This is a genomic window from Serratia sp. NA_13, assembly GCF_052691735.1.
This window is the reverse complement of the sequence record NZ_JBQZFV010000010.1, coordinates 149,686-166,673: the sequence shown is the minus strand read 5'-3', so window position 1 is coordinate 166,673 and position 16,988 is coordinate 149,686. Positions and strand designations below refer to the sequence as shown.

The 16,988-nt window shown below is 54.7% G+C and carries 14 protein-coding genes; all 14 read right to left on the bottom strand.

The features are described 5' to 3' along the window. Positions 1-8: 8 nt before the first annotated feature. Entirely contained in the window at positions 9-3,497 is a 3,489-nt protein-coding gene (gene dnaE / locus ACUTSU_RS15290) for a DNA polymerase III subunit alpha (RefSeq protein WP_445651894.1), read from the bottom strand. 83 nt (positions 3,498-3,580) lie between these two features. Then, positions 3,581-4,174, bottom strand: coding sequence for a ribonuclease HII (gene rnhB / locus ACUTSU_RS15285; protein ID WP_012146481.1), 594 nt, complete (start codon positions 4,172-4,174; stop codon positions 3,581-3,583). Continuing rightward, a complete protein-coding gene (lpxB, locus tag ACUTSU_RS15280; protein WP_445651895.1) occupies positions 4,171-5,319 on the bottom strand; it encodes a lipid-A-disaccharide synthase in 1,149 nt (382 codons plus the stop codon). The genes rnhB and lpxB overlap by 4 nt, the downstream gene beginning before the upstream one ends. A 3-nt stretch (positions 5,320-5,322) precedes the next feature. Continuing rightward, complete coding sequence (gene lpxA / locus ACUTSU_RS15275) at positions 5,323-6,111, bottom strand: acyl-ACP--UDP-N-acetylglucosamine O-acyltransferase (RefSeq protein WP_445651896.1); 789 nt, start codon at positions 6,109-6,111, stop codon at positions 5,323-5,325. Between the two features lie 3 nt (positions 6,112-6,114). Continuing rightward, positions 6,115-6,570, bottom strand: a complete 456-nt coding sequence (fabZ, locus tag ACUTSU_RS15270) for a 3-hydroxyacyl-ACP dehydratase FabZ (RefSeq protein ID WP_006327526.1) — start codon at positions 6,568-6,570, stop codon at positions 6,115-6,117. Positions 6,571-6,731: 161 nt separating this feature from the next. Next, positions 6,732-7,754 carry a UDP-3-O-(3-hydroxymyristoyl)glucosamine N-acyltransferase gene (lpxD, locus tag ACUTSU_RS15265; protein WP_445651897.1) on the bottom strand — a complete coding sequence of 341 codons (1,023 nt, stop codon included), beginning with the start codon at positions 7,752-7,754 and terminating at the stop codon, positions 6,732-6,734. A 4-nt stretch (positions 7,755-7,758) separates the two neighbouring features. Next, positions 7,759-8,256: a molecular chaperone Skp gene (gene skp, locus ACUTSU_RS15260; protein ID WP_020828357.1), complete on the bottom strand. Its 498-nt coding sequence runs from the start codon at positions 8,254-8,256 to the stop codon at positions 7,759-7,761. Between the two features lie 159 nt (positions 8,257-8,415). Then, complete coding sequence (bamA, locus tag ACUTSU_RS15255) at positions 8,416-10,839, bottom strand: outer membrane protein assembly factor BamA (RefSeq protein WP_445654356.1); 2,424 nt, start codon at positions 10,837-10,839, stop codon at positions 8,416-8,418. Between the two features lie 35 nt (positions 10,840-10,874). Then, on the bottom strand, positions 10,875-12,230 hold the full coding sequence (gene rseP / locus ACUTSU_RS15250) for a sigma E protease regulator RseP (RefSeq protein ID WP_445654355.1): 1,356 nt from the start codon (positions 12,228-12,230) through the stop codon (positions 10,875-10,877). Positions 12,231-12,258: 28 nt separating this feature from the next. Beyond that, positions 12,259-13,107: a phosphatidate cytidylyltransferase gene (gene cdsA, locus ACUTSU_RS15245; protein ID WP_445654354.1), complete on the bottom strand. Its 849-nt coding sequence runs from the start codon at positions 13,105-13,107 to the stop codon at positions 12,259-12,261. Positions 13,108-13,116: 9 nt separating this feature from the next. Next, positions 13,117-13,875: a (2E,6E)-farnesyl-diphosphate-specific ditrans,polycis-undecaprenyl-diphosphate synthase gene (gene ispU / locus ACUTSU_RS15240; protein WP_445654353.1), complete on the bottom strand. Its 759-nt coding sequence runs from the start codon at positions 13,873-13,875 to the stop codon at positions 13,117-13,119. Between the two features lie 278 nt (positions 13,876-14,153). Further along, positions 14,154-15,350 carry a 1-deoxy-D-xylulose-5-phosphate reductoisomerase gene (gene ispC / locus ACUTSU_RS15235; RefSeq protein WP_445654352.1) on the bottom strand — a complete coding sequence of 399 codons (1,197 nt, stop codon included), beginning with the start codon at positions 15,348-15,350 and terminating at the stop codon, positions 14,154-14,156. A 156-nt stretch (positions 15,351-15,506) separates the two neighbouring features. Beyond that, complete coding sequence (frr, locus tag ACUTSU_RS15230; protein ID WP_445651903.1) at positions 15,507-16,064, bottom strand: ribosome recycling factor; 558 nt, start codon at positions 16,062-16,064, stop codon at positions 15,507-15,509. Between the two features lie 123 nt (positions 16,065-16,187). Further along, positions 16,188-16,913: a UMP kinase gene (pyrH, locus tag ACUTSU_RS15225; RefSeq protein ID WP_004952223.1), complete on the bottom strand. Its 726-nt coding sequence runs from the start codon at positions 16,911-16,913 to the stop codon at positions 16,188-16,190. Positions 16,914-16,988: the final 75 nt, after the last annotated feature.

The window sequence follows — 16,988 nt, the reverse complement described above, 5'->3', positions numbered from 1 at the left end:
TTCCTATTTTAGTCAAATTCCAGTTCCACCTGCTCATTACCTACCAAAGTCCGCAAATCTATCAATAAGCGGTCGGTGGGCGTCACGCGCCAGGTTGCGCCAAAACGCAGCTTGGCCCGCGCATCTTCCCGTTGATAGTAAAGATGCACTGGAATCGTCCCCGAGCGATGGGGTTCCAAAGACTGACGGAGACGGTTCAAAAGCTGGTCATCAATTTGCCTGTCCGTCAGCGAGATAGCAAGTCCGCGAGCGTATTTTTCACGGGCTTCACTGATATCCATTAGCTCGCGGGCGGTCATTTTAAGCCCACCGCTAAAGTCATCAAAGCTGACCTGTCCACTGGCGATCAGGATACGGTCTTTTTCCAATAAATGCTGGTATTTTTCTAACGCATCGGTGAATAACATCACCTCCAGACGGCCAGAGCGGTCATCCAGAGTACAGATCCCGATGCGGTTACCGCGCTTGGTGACCATAACCCGCGAGGCGATCACCAGCCCAACGGCGGTGGTCATTTTGCCCCGATCCGTCGGGTGCATATCTTTCAAACGCTGGCCACCGGCGTAGCGTTCGATCTCCTTAAGGTACTGGGTGATTGGGTGGCCGGTGAGGTACAACCCCAACGTTTCCCGTTCACCGTCCAGCACCACCTGCTCCTGCCAGCGGGGCACGTTGGCGTAGGATTGCTCCACTTGCTCCGGCGCTTCCGCCAGTACGCCAAACATGTCCACCTGGCCGATCGCTTCGGCTTTGGCATGCTGATCTGCCGCTTTTAACGCATCGGGCAAAGAGTTCATCAATGCGGCACGGTGTGGCCCAAGGCGGTCGAACGCCCCGGACATGATCAGCTTTTCCAGAATGCGGCGGTTAATTTTTTTGATGTCGGAGCGCGCGCACAAATCGAACAGGTCCTTAAAGTAGCCCTGTTCACCGCTGTTACGCGCCTCCAGAATGGCTTCAATCGGCCCTTCCCCGACGCCTTTGATGGCGCCGATACCGTAAACGATTTCGCCTTCATCGTTAACGTGGAAATGGTACTGGCCGCTGTTGATATCCGGCGGCAGGATTTTCAGCCCCATGCGCCAGCACTCATCCACCAGCCCCACCACCTTATCGGTATTGTCCATATCGGCGGTCATCACCGCCGCCATAAACTCGGCCGGGTAGTGTGCCTTCAGCCACAGCGTCTGGTAGGACACCAACGCATAGGCGGCGGAGTGCGACTTGTTGAAGCCATAACCGGCGAATTTCTCCACCAGATCGAAGATTTTTACAGACAGTTCGCCGTCGATGCCGCGTGCTTTTGCCCCATCCTCGAAACCGCCACGCTGCTTGGCCATTTCAACCGGGTTCTTTTTACCCATCGCACGGCGCAGCATATCCGCGCCGCCCAGCGAATACCCGGCCAGTACCTGGGCAATCTGCATAACCTGTTCTTGATACAGGATAATGCCGTAGGTCGGCTCCAGCACCGGCTTGAGCGACTCATGTTGCCACTGGATATCCGGGTAGGAAATTTCTTCGCGGCCGTGCTTACGGTCGATAAAGTTGTCTACCATGCCTGACTGCAGAGGACCAGGGCGGAACAGCGCCACCAGTGCGATCATGTCTTCGAAACAGTCGGGCTTCAGACGTTTGATCAAATCCTTCATGCCGCGCGATTCAAGCTGGAAGACCGCGGTGGTCTCCGAACGCTGCAGCATGTCGAAGCTTTTTTTGTCTTCGAGCGGGATGGCGGCGATATCAATCGGCTCCAGCCCGGTTTTGGCGCGCCGGGCGTTAATCATCTCCAACGCCCAGTCGATGATGGTCAGGGTACGCAAGCCGAGGAAGTCGAACTTCACCAGCCCGGCGTACTCCACGTCGTTCTTGTCGAACTGGGTAACAGGATGCTGCCCCTCAGCGTCACAATACAACGGCGCGAAGTCGGTGATTTTGGTCGGCGCGATCACCACGCCCCCGGCGTGCTTACCGGCGTTACGTGTGACCCCTTCCAGCTTGCGCGCCATGTCGATCAGCGCTTTGACTTCCTCATCCGCCTCGTAAATTTCCGGCAGTTGGGGTTCGGCGGCAAAGGCTTTTTCCAGCGTCATGCCCGGATCGGGCGGCACCAGTTTAGAGATGCGGTCGACGAAGCCATAGGGGTGGCCCAGCACGCGGCCCACGTCGCGGATAACCGCTTTCGCCGCCATGGTACCGAAGGTGATGATTTGCGATACCGCCTCACGGCCGTACATATCCGCCACGTGCTCAATCACCAGATCGCGTTTTTCCATGCAGAAATCGACGTCGAAGTCGGGCATCGAAACACGTTCCGGGTTAAGGAAGCGTTCGAACAGCAGGTCAAATTCCAACGGGTCAAGATCGGTGATTTTCAGTGCATAGGCTACTAAAGAACCGGCACCGGAACCACGCCCCGGACCAACCGGCACGTTGTTATCCTTCGACCACTGGATGAACTCCATCACGATCAGGAAGTAGCCCGGGAAGCCCATCTGGTTGATCACGTTCAGTTCAATATCCAGACGTTCATCGTATTCAGGGCGGCGTTGAGCGCGCACCTTTGGGTCTGGGAACAGGAACTCCAGGCGATCTTCCAGCCCTTCCTTCGACTTGAGGATCAGGAAGTCCTCGGTGCTCATATCACCGGTCGGGAACTGCGGCAGGAAGTACTCGCCGAGGCGAATAGTCACGTTACAACGTTTGGCGATCTCTACGCTGTTGAGCAACGCTTCCGGGATGTCGGCAAACAGCTCGCACATCTCGTCTTCGTTACGCATGTATTGCTGCGCCGTATAGTTACGTGGGCGCTTGGGATCGTCCAGCGTGAAGCCGTCATGAATGGCGACGCGGATTTCGTGGGCGTCAAAGTCATCCTCGACCAGAAAGCGCACGTCGTTAGTGGCCACCACCGGCAATCCGCGTTCAGTGGCCAGCGCCACTGCGGCGTGCAGATAGTTTTCTTCGTCCGGCCGACCGGTACGGATCAGTTCGAGGTAATAGCTGTCAGGGAAGTATTGCTGATAGAACTCCAGGCACTGCTCCACCTGCGGCTGGTTGCCGCGCAGCAGAAACTTGCCGACGTCGCCCTGGCGCGCGCCAGAGAGCAAGATCAGCCCTTCACGGTGCTCAATCAACCAGTCCCGATCAATAGTCGGACCGGCGGCACCGTAACCACGCTGATAAGCGCGGGAAATCAGCAACGTCAGGTTTTGGTAACCTTCATTATTGGCGGCCAGCACGGTGAGCTGCGCCAGCTCATCGCCCAGCACTTCGCTTTGCACATGAAAATCCGCGCCGATGATCGGTTTGATCCCGGCGCCGTGCGCGCTGCCATAAAACTTCACCAGACCACACAGGTTGGTAAAGTCGGTAATTGCCAAAGCAGGCATGGCTAACGCGGCGGCTCTCTTCACCAACGGCCCAATCTTGGCCAATCCATCTATCATGGAGTAGTCGCTATGAACGCGCAGGTGAATAAAACGAGGTTCGGCCATATCCAGATACCTGAATCTAGGGGCTCAGCGAACTGAACCCGGGTTAACTCTATCGCGTGCCTGGCCTGGATAAGGCCGGCAGATTACAGCGCCAGCACCCTTCTGACCGGGGCAAAGCTGCGGCGATGATGTTCAGTCGCACCCAACGCGGCCAGCCGCTCCAGATGGAAAGCGGTTGGGTAGCCTTTATGCTGCGCAAAGCCGTAGTCCGGGAATTCCCGATCCAACTCGGTCATTTCGCGGTCACGCGTGACCTTCGCCAGAATGGACGCGGCGCTGATTTCTGCCACGCGGCTATCGCCCTTCACCACCGCCTGCGAACGCATCGGTAGTTTCGGACAACGGTTACCGTCAATCAATACCATGTCCGGCGCGATATGCAATCCGGCAACCGCTCGCTGCATCGCCAGCATGGTTGCATGCAGAATGTTCAGTTGGTCAATCTCGTCCGGCTCAGCACGTCCCAGACTCCAGGAGAGTGCCTTCTCGACGATTTCGTCATACAGCGCCAGGCGACGCTTTTCACTGAGTTTTTTCGAGTCCGCCAGCCCAACTATCGGTCGCGCAGGATCGAGGATCACTGCGGCGGTCACTACCGCCCCGACCAAAGGGCCACGGCCGACTTCGTCCACGCCGGCAATCAGCGTGGCAACAGGATAAATGAAGGGTTCAATCATGCTAATGCCTGCTCCAACACAGCCTGAGCGGCCTGTTCATCGGCACCACAACGGATGCTTTGGTGCAAGGTTAGGAAAGTCTGTTTCAGTTCGTTGGTTTGCGGGCTGCCTTCCAGCAACGGCATGACCGATGCCGCCAGCTTGTCCGGTACGCAGTCGTGCTGCAACAGTTCGGTGACGATCTCACGACCGGCCAACAGGTTGGGCAGCGAGACATAGGGGGTCTTCACCAATCGCTGCGCTATCCAGAAGGTAAACGGCTTCATGCGGTAACCCACCACCATCGGGCATTTAGCCAGCATGCACTCCAGTGCCGCAGTCCCAGAGGCCAGTAAAGCTGCGTCGCTGGCGATCATCGCCTCACGGCCCTGGCCATTGAGCAAATGGACCCTTAACTCAGGTGCCACTTCCGCCTTGATGCGCTCGAACTGCTCACGTCGCTTGGCGTTAACCAACGGCACCACCAGTTCCAGCTCCGGATAACGGGTGCGCAGCAACTGGGCCGTCTTCAGGAAGTCAGCGCTAAGCATCTCGACTTCAGCACCGCGGCTGCCCGGCAACAGGGCCAGACAACGCGCATCAGGGGCAATGCCCAGTTTAGCGCGCGCAGCCAGTTTGTCCGGTTGCAGCGGCATGGCGTCGGCCATGGTGTGGCCGATAAACCGACAGGGAACGTTGAAACGATCGTAAAACGCTTTTTCGAAAGGGAGAAACGCCAACACCAGATCGGTGGCTTTGCCTATTTTGAAAACACGCTTTTGACGCCAGGCCCAAACGGACGGGCTGACATAGTGAATAGTGCGGATGCCGCGCTGTTTCAGGCGACCTTCCAGGGTGATATTGAAGTCCGGCGCGTCGATACCCACAAACACGTCAGGCGCGAGTTCGCTGAACCGGCGGGTAAGGTCCTTACGGATCTTTAACAGGCGTGGCAGGCGCTCAAGCACCTCGACCACGCCCATTACCGCCAGTTCTTCCATTTCGTACCAGGTTTCGCAGCCTTCAGCCTGCATCAGCGGGCCGGCGACGCCAACAAAACGCGCGTCTGGGATCTGCGCCTTGAGCGCGCGAATTAAACCGGCGCCAAGAATGTCACCGGAAGTCTCTCCGGCGACCAATCCGATGGTCAATGGGCGATTTTGCATAGGTCAGCGAATAATTCCGCGGGTAGAACGAACAAAGAAATCAAGGAACTGCTGCACCACAGGCTGCTCTTTCGCCAGGGTTTCGATTTCTGTTTTCGCTTCATCCAGCGTTTTCTCACTGCGATAAAGAATTTTGTAGGCGTTACGGATAGCCTGCATTTCATCTTTATCAAAACCACGACGCTTCAGGCCAACGGCGTTAACACCAAATGGCGTGGCGTGGTTACCCTGCGCAATGACAAAAGGAGGCACGTCCTGGGCAACGCCGGAACAACCGCCAACCATCACGTGAGTCCCGATAATGCAGAACTGATGAATAGCCGTCATACCACCGATAATGGCATGATCGTCAATTTCCACATGACCGGCCAGCGTGGCGTTGTTTGCCAGGATACAGGAGTTACCCACTACACAGTCGTGCGCGACATGCACGTTAACCATCAGCAGGTTGTCATTACCTACTTTGGTCAAACCAGTGCCCTGCGCTGTACCACGATGAATGGTGACGCTTTCGCGGATACGATTGCGATCGCCAATCTCGACACGCGTCGGTTCGCCCGCGTATTTCAGATCCTGATTCACTTCGCCAATAGAAGCGAACTGATAGATCTGGTTATCGCGGCCGATTTTGGTCAAGCCATTCACCACAATATGGGACTTCAGTACCGTGCCTTCGCCGATTTCCACCTGGGAGCCGACGTAGCAGAAGGGACCGATGTGCACACCAGCGCCGATAACGGCGCCTTCTTCAATAATCGCGCTAGGATGGATAAAGGCGGTTTTGTCGATCACGGATTAAGACTCCCGGCTGCGCGCACACATCATGGTTGCTTCGCAGACAATTTTGCCGTCGACGGTAGCCACGCCTTTAAAGCGCGTCAAACCACGACGAGTTTTCTCAAAGGTGACTTCCATGATCATTTGATCACCAGGCACTACCGGGCGTTTGAAGCGAGCTTCATCAATACCGGCAAAGTAATACAACTCGCCCGGCTCCAGTTTGCCGACGCTTTTAAACGCCAGAATACCGGTGGCCTGCGCCATGGCTTCCAGAATCAATACGCCTGGGAAAATCGGCTTACCAGGGAAGTGCCCCTGGAAAAACGGCTCATTTACAGATACGTTCTTCACCGCACGCAGGAATTTGTGCTCCTCAAACTCGAGGACGCGATCGACCAGCAAGAACGGGTAACGGTGAGGAAGCAACTCTAAAATTTCTGCAATATCCAGAGTATGAGTGTCAGTAGTCAAAATACTCTTCCTGTCTCTAAAAACTGATGGCATCAACAACACGGCCTGCGCTGCCCCCAATAAGGAGGAAGTCATGCAGGCCGCAAATTAACAACTCTTTGCGCTTTTGGTCTCATGACCAACGCGTTTCGTTTTGTACCCAGCGAGGCGGGCGGTAGTGATTAGTCTTTTCCGACTTTTCGTTCGACAGCTTTTAAGCGCTTGCTAATCTCATCGATATTCATCACCAACGCAGCGGTTTTACGCCAAACTTTGTTGGGTTGTAACGGAATGCCCGAAGAGTATACCCCAGGTTCGGTGATTGGTCGCATAACCATTCCCATTCCGGTGACAACAACCTTGTCGGCGATCTCCATGTGACCGTTGATCACGCTGGCTCCGCCGATCTGGCAATAGCGGCCGATTTTCAGGCTGCCCGCCATGATAACACCGCCAGCAACGGCAGTATTGTCGCCAATCACCACGTTATGTGCAATCTGGCATTGGTTGTCGATGATAACACCATTCCCGATCAGGGTGTTATCCAGCGCGCCGCGGTCAATGGTGGTGCAAGCGCCAATCTCGACGCGATCGCCGATAATTACCGTGCCCAGTTGAGGGATTTTAATCCACTCGCCGCGTTCGTTGGCATAGCCGAAACCATCAGCACCAATAACAGTACCTGATTGGATCAGGCAGCGTTGACCGATCTCGACTTCATGATAAATCGTGACGTTCGCCCATAGACGTGTACCCGCGCCAATGCGCGCACGTTTGCCGATAAAGCAGCCAGGGCCGATAACCACGTTATCGCCAAGCACTGCGCCCGACTCGATCACCGCATTGGCACCAATGGCAACATGCTGACCCAGAGAGGCTTCAGGTGAGATAACCGCGCTTGGAGCGATATCCTGGGCAGGGGACGGCGTGGTATCCATCAGTTGCGCCATGCGCGCGTAAGTCAGGTAAGGGTTTTTAACCACCAGCGCCGCAGAACGGCAGTGTGGTAAATCCGCCTCGGTAAGCACCACTGCGCTTGCCTGGCAGGAAGCCAGCTGCTCTTGATAGCGGCTGTTTGACAAAAACGTGATTTGGCCAGCCTGTGCCGAATGCATAGAAGCAATGCCGGTGATGACGAGATCGCCATCACCGTGCAATTGTGCATCCAACTGCTGCGCTAAATCAGCCAGTCGAATAGAAGGCATGTTGTTATTTAACCTGTTTCAGCACGTCAGCAGTAATGTCTTTAGAAGAACCTGCGTAGGCAACGGCGTTAGCATCGATCACTACGTCATAGCCTTCTTTGCTGGCAACAGATTTCACAGCGTCCTGAATACGGCTCAGGATTTTGTTACGCTCTTCCATCTGGCGACGACGGTTGTCCTGCTCAAAAGCCTGGGCTTTCTGAGAGAACTGCTCGCGCTGTGCCATCACGTCTTTTTCAAGCTTGCTGCGATCGCTGGCTTTCATGGTAGCGCCATCACGCTGCAGACGTTGCATTTTGGTCTGAAGGCTACGCTCCATGTTCTGAAGCTCACCCGCACGGCCTTTGAACTCGTTTTCCAGCTGTTTAGCTACAGTTTCACGAGCCGGCAACTGTTGGAAAATGCTGGAGACGTTAACTACAGCGATCTTATCTGCTGCCTGAACGCCAGCTGAAGCAGCCATTGCTAAACCGAGGCCTGCGGCACACAACCACTTTTTCACTATAAACTCCTTACCATCACCCATTTGTGTCATATGACACTTGAAGTACACAATCTGCCAGACTTATCCCGTAAAACAATGAGAATCATCTCTCTGTGCTCTGACGGGCGCCTGGCATTTGCGATTCTTAATAACTGCTATGCCCAGAAGCCGGACCCGTTACCAGGTCTTGCCAATGTTAAACTGGAACTGCTCGGACTTGTCGCCTTCATATTTCTTGATCGGGTTGGCATAGGAGAACACCAACGGACCCAAAGGTGACATCCACTGCAAGGCGATACCGGCAGAAACGCGGATGTTGCTCGCCTTACTGTAGTCCGGAATATCGTACCTGCTGGTCTGCGCAGTATTCTGCCAGTTGGTATCCCATACCGTACCCGCATCCATAAACAAGGAAGTACGCACTGAATTGGCGTATTTCTCGCTGATAAATGGCGTTGGCGTGATCAGCTCCATACTGGCGACGGCCATGGCGTTACCGCCCACCGCATCGTCCGAACTACAAACTTCCTGAGGAGTATTTGTACCCGGCTTATTCTGACAAGAATACGAATTGGAGTTGTAGTACGCGGCTTTTGGACCAATGGTATTGGAACCGAAACCACGCACGGTGCTGGAACCACCGGCGTAGAAGTTCTCGTAGAACGGCATTTCTTTGCCGCCCAGACCATCTGCATAACCCAGACGGCCACGCCCCAACAACACCCAGGTGCGATCGTCGTTGATCGGAACGTATTGCACGCTGTCCAGCGTCAGCTTGTAGTATTCGTTATCCGAACCCGGAATGGTGACTTTACCATTGAGCGTAGTGCGGTTACCCGAGGTTGGGAAATAACCCCGGTCAAGGTTGTTGTAGGTCCAACCCAGGTTCAGCGTGAAGTCATCGGCAGAATAGCTGGCCCGATCGGTCTTGTTCGGATCCAGACCCATCGAGTCCAGATAACGCCACATGGCAACCTGCGGCTGCATGTTGGACAAGCCGTTATGCACGTAACCCAGACCGGTACGCAACGAGTTGTTTTCGTTGATCGGGAAGCCCAGGGTGCCATCGATACCGTAACTCTTGTTGGTATAGTCGGACAGGTCCGCGTCATCGGCTTTAAAGTCGTTGTAGAAGATGCGCCCCCCCAAACTCACACCGTCAACGGTGAAGTACGGGTTGGTTACCGACAGCTCGGTGTAAGTCTGGTAATCGTTCTTGGTACCGCTGATACCGACGGAATAGCCGGTCCCCAGCCAGTTGTCCTGCTGAACGCCTGCCTGGAAGCTCACACCGCTCTCGGTGCCGTAGCCGACGCCGAAGTTGAAGGTACCGGTGTTACGCTCTTTCACCTTGTAGGTAACATCAACCTGATCCGCAGTGCCTGGCACACGCTGGGTTTCCACATCTACCGTTTCAAAATAGCCCAAACGATTCAGACGTTCTTTGCCCTGCTCTACCTGAGCATTGCCCAGCCACGCACCTTCCATCTGACGCATTTCACGGCGCAGTACGGAATCTTTGCTGGTGTCGTTACCTTCAAACTTGATGCGACGCACATAGAAACGGTTGCCCGCATCAATATTCACGTGCAGCTTCACGGTTTTATCCGCGTCGTTGATTTCAGGTTGCGTAGCAACACGCGGGTAAGCGTAACCATAACGGCCCAACATCGTTTTGATGTTGTCTTCCATTTTGGTCACTTTACTGCCGTTATAAAGCTCACCTGGCTCAATCTTGGTCAACTGGGCAACTTCCGCCGAGTGGCCGGCCAGATTACCGTTCACCACCACGTCGGTGAGCTTGTATTGCTCGCCTTCAGTGATATTGATGGTGATGTAGATGCCTTTTTTATCCGGCGTCAGGCTGACCTGAGTCGAATCAATATTAAAGCGTGCGTAGCCGCGGTCCAGATAGAAACTGCGCAGGGTTTCAAGGTCACCCGCCAGCTTTTGCTTCTGATATTTGCGATCGCCAACCACGTTCCACCACGGCACTTCATCACGCAGTTGGAAGCGTGAAATCAGTTCATCATTGGTGAAGGCATGATTGCCGACAATGTTGATTTGTTGAATCTTGGCAGAAACCCCTTCCGTGAACACCAGCTTCAGGTCAACACGGTTACGCGGCAATGGCGTGACCACGGCTTTCACCGAGGCACTGTATTTACCGACGCTGTAGTAGAAGTCTTCCAGCCCTTTTTCAATGCTGGATATCGTGGTGCGGTCAAGCGCTTCGCCAACCCGGACGCCAGAGGCTTCCAGGTTTTGCTTGAGCATGTCATCTTTCACCGACTTGTTGCCGGAGAAAGTGATGCTGGCAATGGTAGGGCGTTCCTTAACCTGAACAATCAGCGTATTACCATCGCGCAGCACGCGAACGTCCTCGAAGTTGCCAGTGGCAAACAAGGCACGGATGGTATTACTGATATCATCGTCAGTGACGGTATCGCCTACGCGAACCGGCATGTTGAGTAACGCCGCACCGACGGCGACTCGCTGCAGGCCTTCGAAATGAATATCCTTCACTACGAACCCGTCTGCACCGTATACGGTGGCGCTGCCAAACAGCAGCGACGCTATGAGCAACTTTTTCATCGCCATCGTTGTTATGCGTTCTTCCTAACCTATCCCCGCCCCTAAAGACGAGAAAAATCATTGAAAAGTGCAAGACCCATTAAAAGCACCAACACGATCGAACCTATGCGGTAACTGTAGTCCTGTACTCGCTCGGAAACCGGCCCACCCTTCAGCTTTTCTATCGCCAGGAAGAGGAGATGCCCACCATCTAACACCGGTAATGGGAACAGGTTGATGATACCCAGGTTGACACTGATCAACGCCAGGAACATCAGATAATACACAAACCCGACCCCAGCTGACGCTCCTGCTCCCTGTGCAATCGAAATCGGGCCACTCAGGTTGTCCAGCTTTACATCACCGGTTATTAATTTACCCAGCATTTTGACCGTAAGGCTCATAAGCTGCCAGGTCTTGTCCCCGGCCTGATACAGCGCCGGGAAAGGTCCATACTGGCGAATCGTCTTATACTCATCCGGCAGCGGCAACACTTTCGGAATGATGCCGGCAAAACCCACCGACTTGTCTTTTCCCACCGGCTTTGTATCCGGTATCAGCGTCAAAGACAAGGGGGCGCCGTTTCTTTCGATCTCTAAAGCCAGCGGTTGCCCTGGACCGTTGTGTATCCGTTTCACCAACGTTTGCCAACGACCCAATAGCTGACCATCGACTTTAACGATCCTGTCCCCCGCTTGTAAACCCGCCTTTTGCGCTGCCGACCCCGGCTGCACTTCGGCAAGGACAGATTCTATCTGTGGGCCACGTGGAATGATACCCAACGCCACCACGGGATCCTGTTTGTCCGGCTCAAAATTCCACTGGCGCAAATCCAGGGTTTTGGTCACCACACTGGAAGAACCAAACGGCGCGATACCCACCTCGGTTTCTGCGTCGCCAATCTTCGCCACCAGCGCCAAACGAACTGATTCCCAATCAGGCGTTTCGATGCCATCTACGGACTTAAGTTCCATTCCAGGCGAAATTTCAGCGTGGGCTGCAATCGATTGAGGAGCGATTTCACCGATTACCGGGCGGAAACTGGGCACGCCGATAATGAATACCAGCCAGTAAGCAAGGATAGCAAACAGGAAATTGGCGATAGGACCGGCACTGATGATAGCGGCACGCTGCCAAACGGTTTTGTTGTTAAACGCCTGATGACGGAGTTCCGGCGCGACCGAATCAACCCGCTCATCGAGCATCTTCACGTAGCCGCCAAGCGGGATCAGGGCAATAACATACTCCGTCCCCTGACGGTCGGTACGACGCCATAAGGCACGGCCAAAACCGATGGAGAAGCGTTCCACACGGACGCCGCAGCGACGGGCGACCCAAAAGTGTCCGAACTCGTGCACGGTGATCAATACACCGAGCGCAACAAGAAATGCGACTAAGTTCCAGAGCACGCTAACCATAATCCCTTCACTCCCCGCCATTGACGGATTAAAACACTAACAGCATCAGGCAGGCAAATACAGGCACTGCTGCGGTCAGGCTATCGATACGATCCAGTATACCGCCATGACCCGGTATCAAATGACCGCTGTCTTTGATACCCGCTTCGCGTTTGAACATGCTCTCGGTAAGATCGCCCAGCACGGAAGCCAGCACGGCAATCACCGAACAAATCAGTAAGGTTGTCGGCACCACATTGAGCGGGGCATAACGACCAAACAGCCAGGATATCAGGGCCGAAGTAATCAGGCCACCGACCAGCCCTTCCCAGGTTTTCCCCGGAGAAACTTTGGGTGCCAGCTTATGCTTGCCGAACAGTTTGCCGAACATGTAGGCACCGGAATCCGCGCCCCAAACCAGTAACATCACATACAGCAGCCACCAGGCGCCGGTGAAGTGGTTTTGTTCATAGCCGAACTGACGCAGCGATAGCATACCCCAGAAGAACGGCACTATGGTCAGCAGACCGAAAACCAGACGTATCGGGCGTGAGTTACGCCACAGTGCAGCCGAGCCGGGATAGGACAATACCAGTAACAGCGCCACCAGCCACCAGGCCATTGACAGCCACAGCGACCCGCCTACCTGAAGCAAATGGACCGACTGATGATAGGCCGGAATACTTAGCATCATCAACGCCAGCAGGAAGCCGCACAATATCGCCAACCAGATACGCTGCGAGCGGGAGGTAAATCCGGCCAGTTGGCCCCACTCCCAGGCCGCTAACATGCACACCACGAGTGTTACCAGGGCAAAGCCCACTGGCGGCAGCAAAAACAGCGCCGCGATAACAATCGGAATTAATAACAGAGCAGTTATGAGGCGATACTTCAGCAAAAGTTCCCCCTAGGACGCATTGGCGCCGATAGGTGTTGTTCCCCCGAAGCGACGCTCGCGTTGTGCAAATGCATTCAGCGCACCTTCAAAGACAAGTTCATCAAAATCAGGCCAGAGTACATCAGTAAAGTAAAGTTCGGCATAAGCAATTTGCCACAGCAAGAAGTTACTGATGCGATGTTCGCCACCGGTACGGATCACCAAATCCACCGGCGACAGATCGCTCATGCAGATCCGCTCACCCAGTAACTCCTCGCTAATTTGCTCCGGACGCAGCGAACCGCCCTTCACCAGCTCAGCCAGTTCCCTTACTCCCTGAATAATATCCCAACGGCCGCCGTAGTTGGCAGCAATGTTGAGCGTCAGGCCATCGTTATTTTCTGTCAGTTGCTCGGAGCGACGGATCCGCTCCTGCAAACGCGCGCTGAAACGGCTGATGTCGCCGATCACTCGCAGTCTGACGTTATGTTTATGCAGGCTTTTTACTTCACTGTCCAAGGCGCGGACGAAAAGCTCCATCAAAGCGGAGACTTCCTGCACCGGACGATTCCAGTTCTCGCTGCTGAAGGCATAAAGCGTGAGCGCATCTAAATGGTTGTTGGCGGCAAAACTGACCGCACGACGCACCGATTTCACCCCTGCTTTATGACCGAAGACACGTAACTTACCCTGACGTTTAGCCCAGCGCCCGTTGCCGTCCATAATAATGGCGACATGTCGTGGCCCCAGAGTGGACAGATTAGCCTCTTGTTGATTTGCGGACGACATAACTCGTACTTATTTCCTCAATAGAAATACAACTGCCCTTCCGGAACATCAGGCCCTTACGCGCAAAAAAAGCCGTGTGCCCGACACGGCTTTTCAGTCTGCCTTGCGACAGCCGGTAATCTGCGCTGCGCTATCGGCATTCGAGATGTCAATCAGGCCATAATTCAACGGTATAACCGCTGAAAGGTGGCGCAGACTATACCACCTCAGCAAGGCCTGAACAAACGGCCCCACTGCAGCACGCGTAATTTGCGAACAAAATAGGATAATTGCCGGTATCAGTTATGCAGTGATTTAACCAATCCAACCGCAACCTCGCGCGCCTGGCGATCTATTTCTAAGACCGCATCAATGCAGGACGGTTCCTGCAGTGACAGCCGTTCGAGTACTTTTTGGTTCACTGCCGCAATATCGGTAAAGCGAATCTGCTCCTGCAGGAAAGCCGCCACGGCCACTTCGTTTGCCGCATTCAGTGCGGTAGTCGCCGCCTGACCGGCATCAAAGGCCTCAATAGCCAGATACAGGCAGGGATAGCGCTCCCGTTCAGGTTCGGCAAAGGTCAGCGAGCCGATGCGGCAGAAATCCAGCGCTTCCACACCGGAATTAACCCGCTGTGGATAAGCCATCGCATGGGCGATTGGCGTGCGCATATCCGGCGTGCCCAACTGGGCCAGTACGCTGCCATCGGTGTAACGAACCATCGAGTGGATCACCGACTGCGGATGCAGAATCACTTCCATTTGTTCAGCCGAGGCGTTAAACAGCCAGCGGGCCTCAATATATTCCAGTCCTTTGTTCATCATGGTGGCGGAGTCCACCGAGATCTTGCGCCCCATTGACCAATTGGGATGGGCACAAGCCTGATCCGGCGTCATCGTGGCGAACTGCTCCAACGGCGTAGTACGGAACGGGCCGCCGGAACCGGTAAGCACAATGCGCGATACACCATGACTCTCTAATGAAGAGTATCCCAACTGACGCTGAATGCTCTCAGGCAAACTCTGAAAAATGGCGTTATGTTCGCTGTCGAGCGGCAGTAACTGCGTCTTGCTCTGTTGCACCGCGTCCATAAAAAGACGCCCGCAGGTGACCAGCGACTCTTTGTTCGCCAGCAGCACCTGCTTGCCGGCACGAATCGCCGCCAGCGTTGGCAGCAGTCCGGCAGCGCCCACAATGGCTGCCGTGACCTGGTCGACGTCGTCCAATGCCGCCAGTTCACAGGCCGCCTGCTCGCCCGTCATCACCTCGGTGGCAACACCGTTTTCAGCCAGCAGAGTACGCAGTTCACGCGCAGCGCCTTCGTCCGCCATCGCGGCGTAGGCCGGGCGAAACTCGATGCACTGTTGCGCCATGACCGCTACATTGCGGCCGGCCACCAGCGCTTTAATCGCAAAACGGTCGGGATTTTCCCTGACCACGGCCAGGGTACTGGTCCCCACTGAGCCGGTGGAACCAAGAATAGTCAGTTGCTTCATGAGCTCACTCTGAATAACTGTCTGATGAGATCGGAGGTGCTCCAGTGTGTAACCTTGGCCACCACTTGTCCATGATCAATCAGTACGATGAAACGGGATCTGCGCCACAAAAAACAAAGCGCCGCCCAGGCGACGCTTTGTTATGCGCGGTGCTGATTAGAAATCCATCAGCTCTTTTTCTTTTTCCGCCAGAGCGGCATCCAGAAGTTTGATATAGGCATCGGTCATTTTCTGAACATCGTCCTGTGAACGACGATCTTCATCTTCGCTGATTTCTTTGTCTTTCAGCAGCGCTTTAACTTTGTCGTTTGCATCACGGCGCACGTTACGAACCGCCACACGGCCCTGCTCTGCTTCGTTACGCACTACCTTGATCAGGTCTTTACGACGCTCTTCCGTCAGCGGAGGCAGGGGAACGCGGATCACGCTGCCAGCCGAGCTTGGGTTCAGGCCGAGATCTGAGGCCATAATGGCTTTTTCTACCGCTGAACCCAGGGAGCGATCAAACAGGTTGATGGCCAGAGTACGGGAGTCTTCAACGGTCACGCTAGCCAACTGACGCAGCGGCGTGGCCGAACCATAGTATTCCACCATGATGCCGTCCAGGATGCTTGGAGAAGCACGGCCGGTACGGATTTTACTGATTTGGTTTTTGAATGCTTCTACGCTTTTTTCCATGCGTGAATCAGCATCTTTTCTGATTTCATTAATCACGTTGCGAACCCTTGAAAGCTGGATACTTGGCAGGCCATACCACAGTATAGCCCGTGAATTTTACTCAAGGGAAGCGCGCTCCGCCTGGCGTTACCCGCTCCCGCTAAATTTGTCAGACCAGCCTTATTTGCTGATCAGCGTGCCTTCGTTTTCACCCATCACTACCCGGCGCAGCGCACCCGGCTTGTTCATGTTGAATACGCGGATTGGCAGACCGTGATCGCGAGCCAGCGTAAATGCCGCCAGATCCATCACTTTCAGCTCACGTTCCAGCACGTCCTGATAGGTTATATGTTCGTACAGTGTGGCATCCGGATTTTTAACCGGGTCAGCGGAGTATACACCATCCACTTTAGTCGCTTTCAATACCACATCCGCTTCAATCTCAATCCCGCGCAGGCACGCCGCAGAATCGGTAGTGAAGAACGGGTTGCCGGTACCGGCGGAGAAGATCACCACGCGATTATTACGCAGCAGGCTGATCGCCTCGGCCCAGCTGTAGTTGTCGCACACGCCGTTCAACGGAATGGCCGACATCAGGCGAGCGTTCACATAGGCACGGTGCAGTGCATCACGCATAGCCAGGCCGTTCATCACGGTAGCCAGCATTCCCATGTGGTCGCCCACTACGCGGTTCATGCCGGCCTGTGCCAGGCCCGCGCCGCGGAACAGGTTACCGCCGCCAATAACTACACCGACCTGAATTCCCAGTTCGACCAGCTCTTTCACTTCCTGAGCCATGCGATCCAAAACGCTAGCGTCGATACCAAAACCTTCTGCACCTTGCAGGGCTTCGCCACTCAGTTTAAGCAGAATACGCTGATATACGGGTTTTGCATTGGTTGCCATGGTGATCTGTCCTAAGAAGCAGTATTAGTATTGGGGATTTCAGCCGATGAAACGCGCCTGTGCTTTGTATCATGC

Coding starts and splice junctions, on each gene's coding strand:
- dnaE (WP_445651894.1), bottom strand. CDS start 3,497: ATGGCCGAACCTCGTTTTATTCACCTGCGCGTTCATAGCGACTACTCC.
- rnhB (WP_012146481.1), bottom strand. CDS start 4,174: ATGATTGAACCCTTCATTTATCCTGTTGCCACGCTGATTGCCGGCGTG.
- lpxB (WP_445651895.1), bottom strand. CDS start 5,319: ATGCAAAATCGCCCATTGACCATCGGATTGGTCGCCGGAGAGACTTCC.
- lpxD (WP_445651897.1), bottom strand. CDS start 7,754: ATGCCTTCTATTCGACTGGCTGATTTAGCGCAGCAGTTGGATGCACAA.
- bamA (WP_445654356.1), bottom strand. CDS start 10,839: ATGGCGATGAAAAAGTTGCTCATAGCGTCGCTGCTGTTTGGCAGCGCC.
- rseP (WP_445654355.1), bottom strand. CDS start 12,230: ATGGTTAGCGTGCTCTGGAACTTAGTCGCATTTCTTGTTGCGCTCGGT.
- ispU (WP_445654353.1), bottom strand. CDS start 13,875: ATGTCGTCCGCAAATCAACAAGAGGCTAATCTGTCCACTCTGGGGCCA.
- ispC (WP_445654352.1), bottom strand. CDS start 15,350: ATGAAGCAACTGACTATTCTTGGTTCCACCGGCTCAGTGGGGACCAGT.
- pyrH (WP_004952223.1), bottom strand. CDS start 16,913: ATGGCAACCAATGCAAAACCCGTATATCAGCGTATTCTGCTTAAACTG.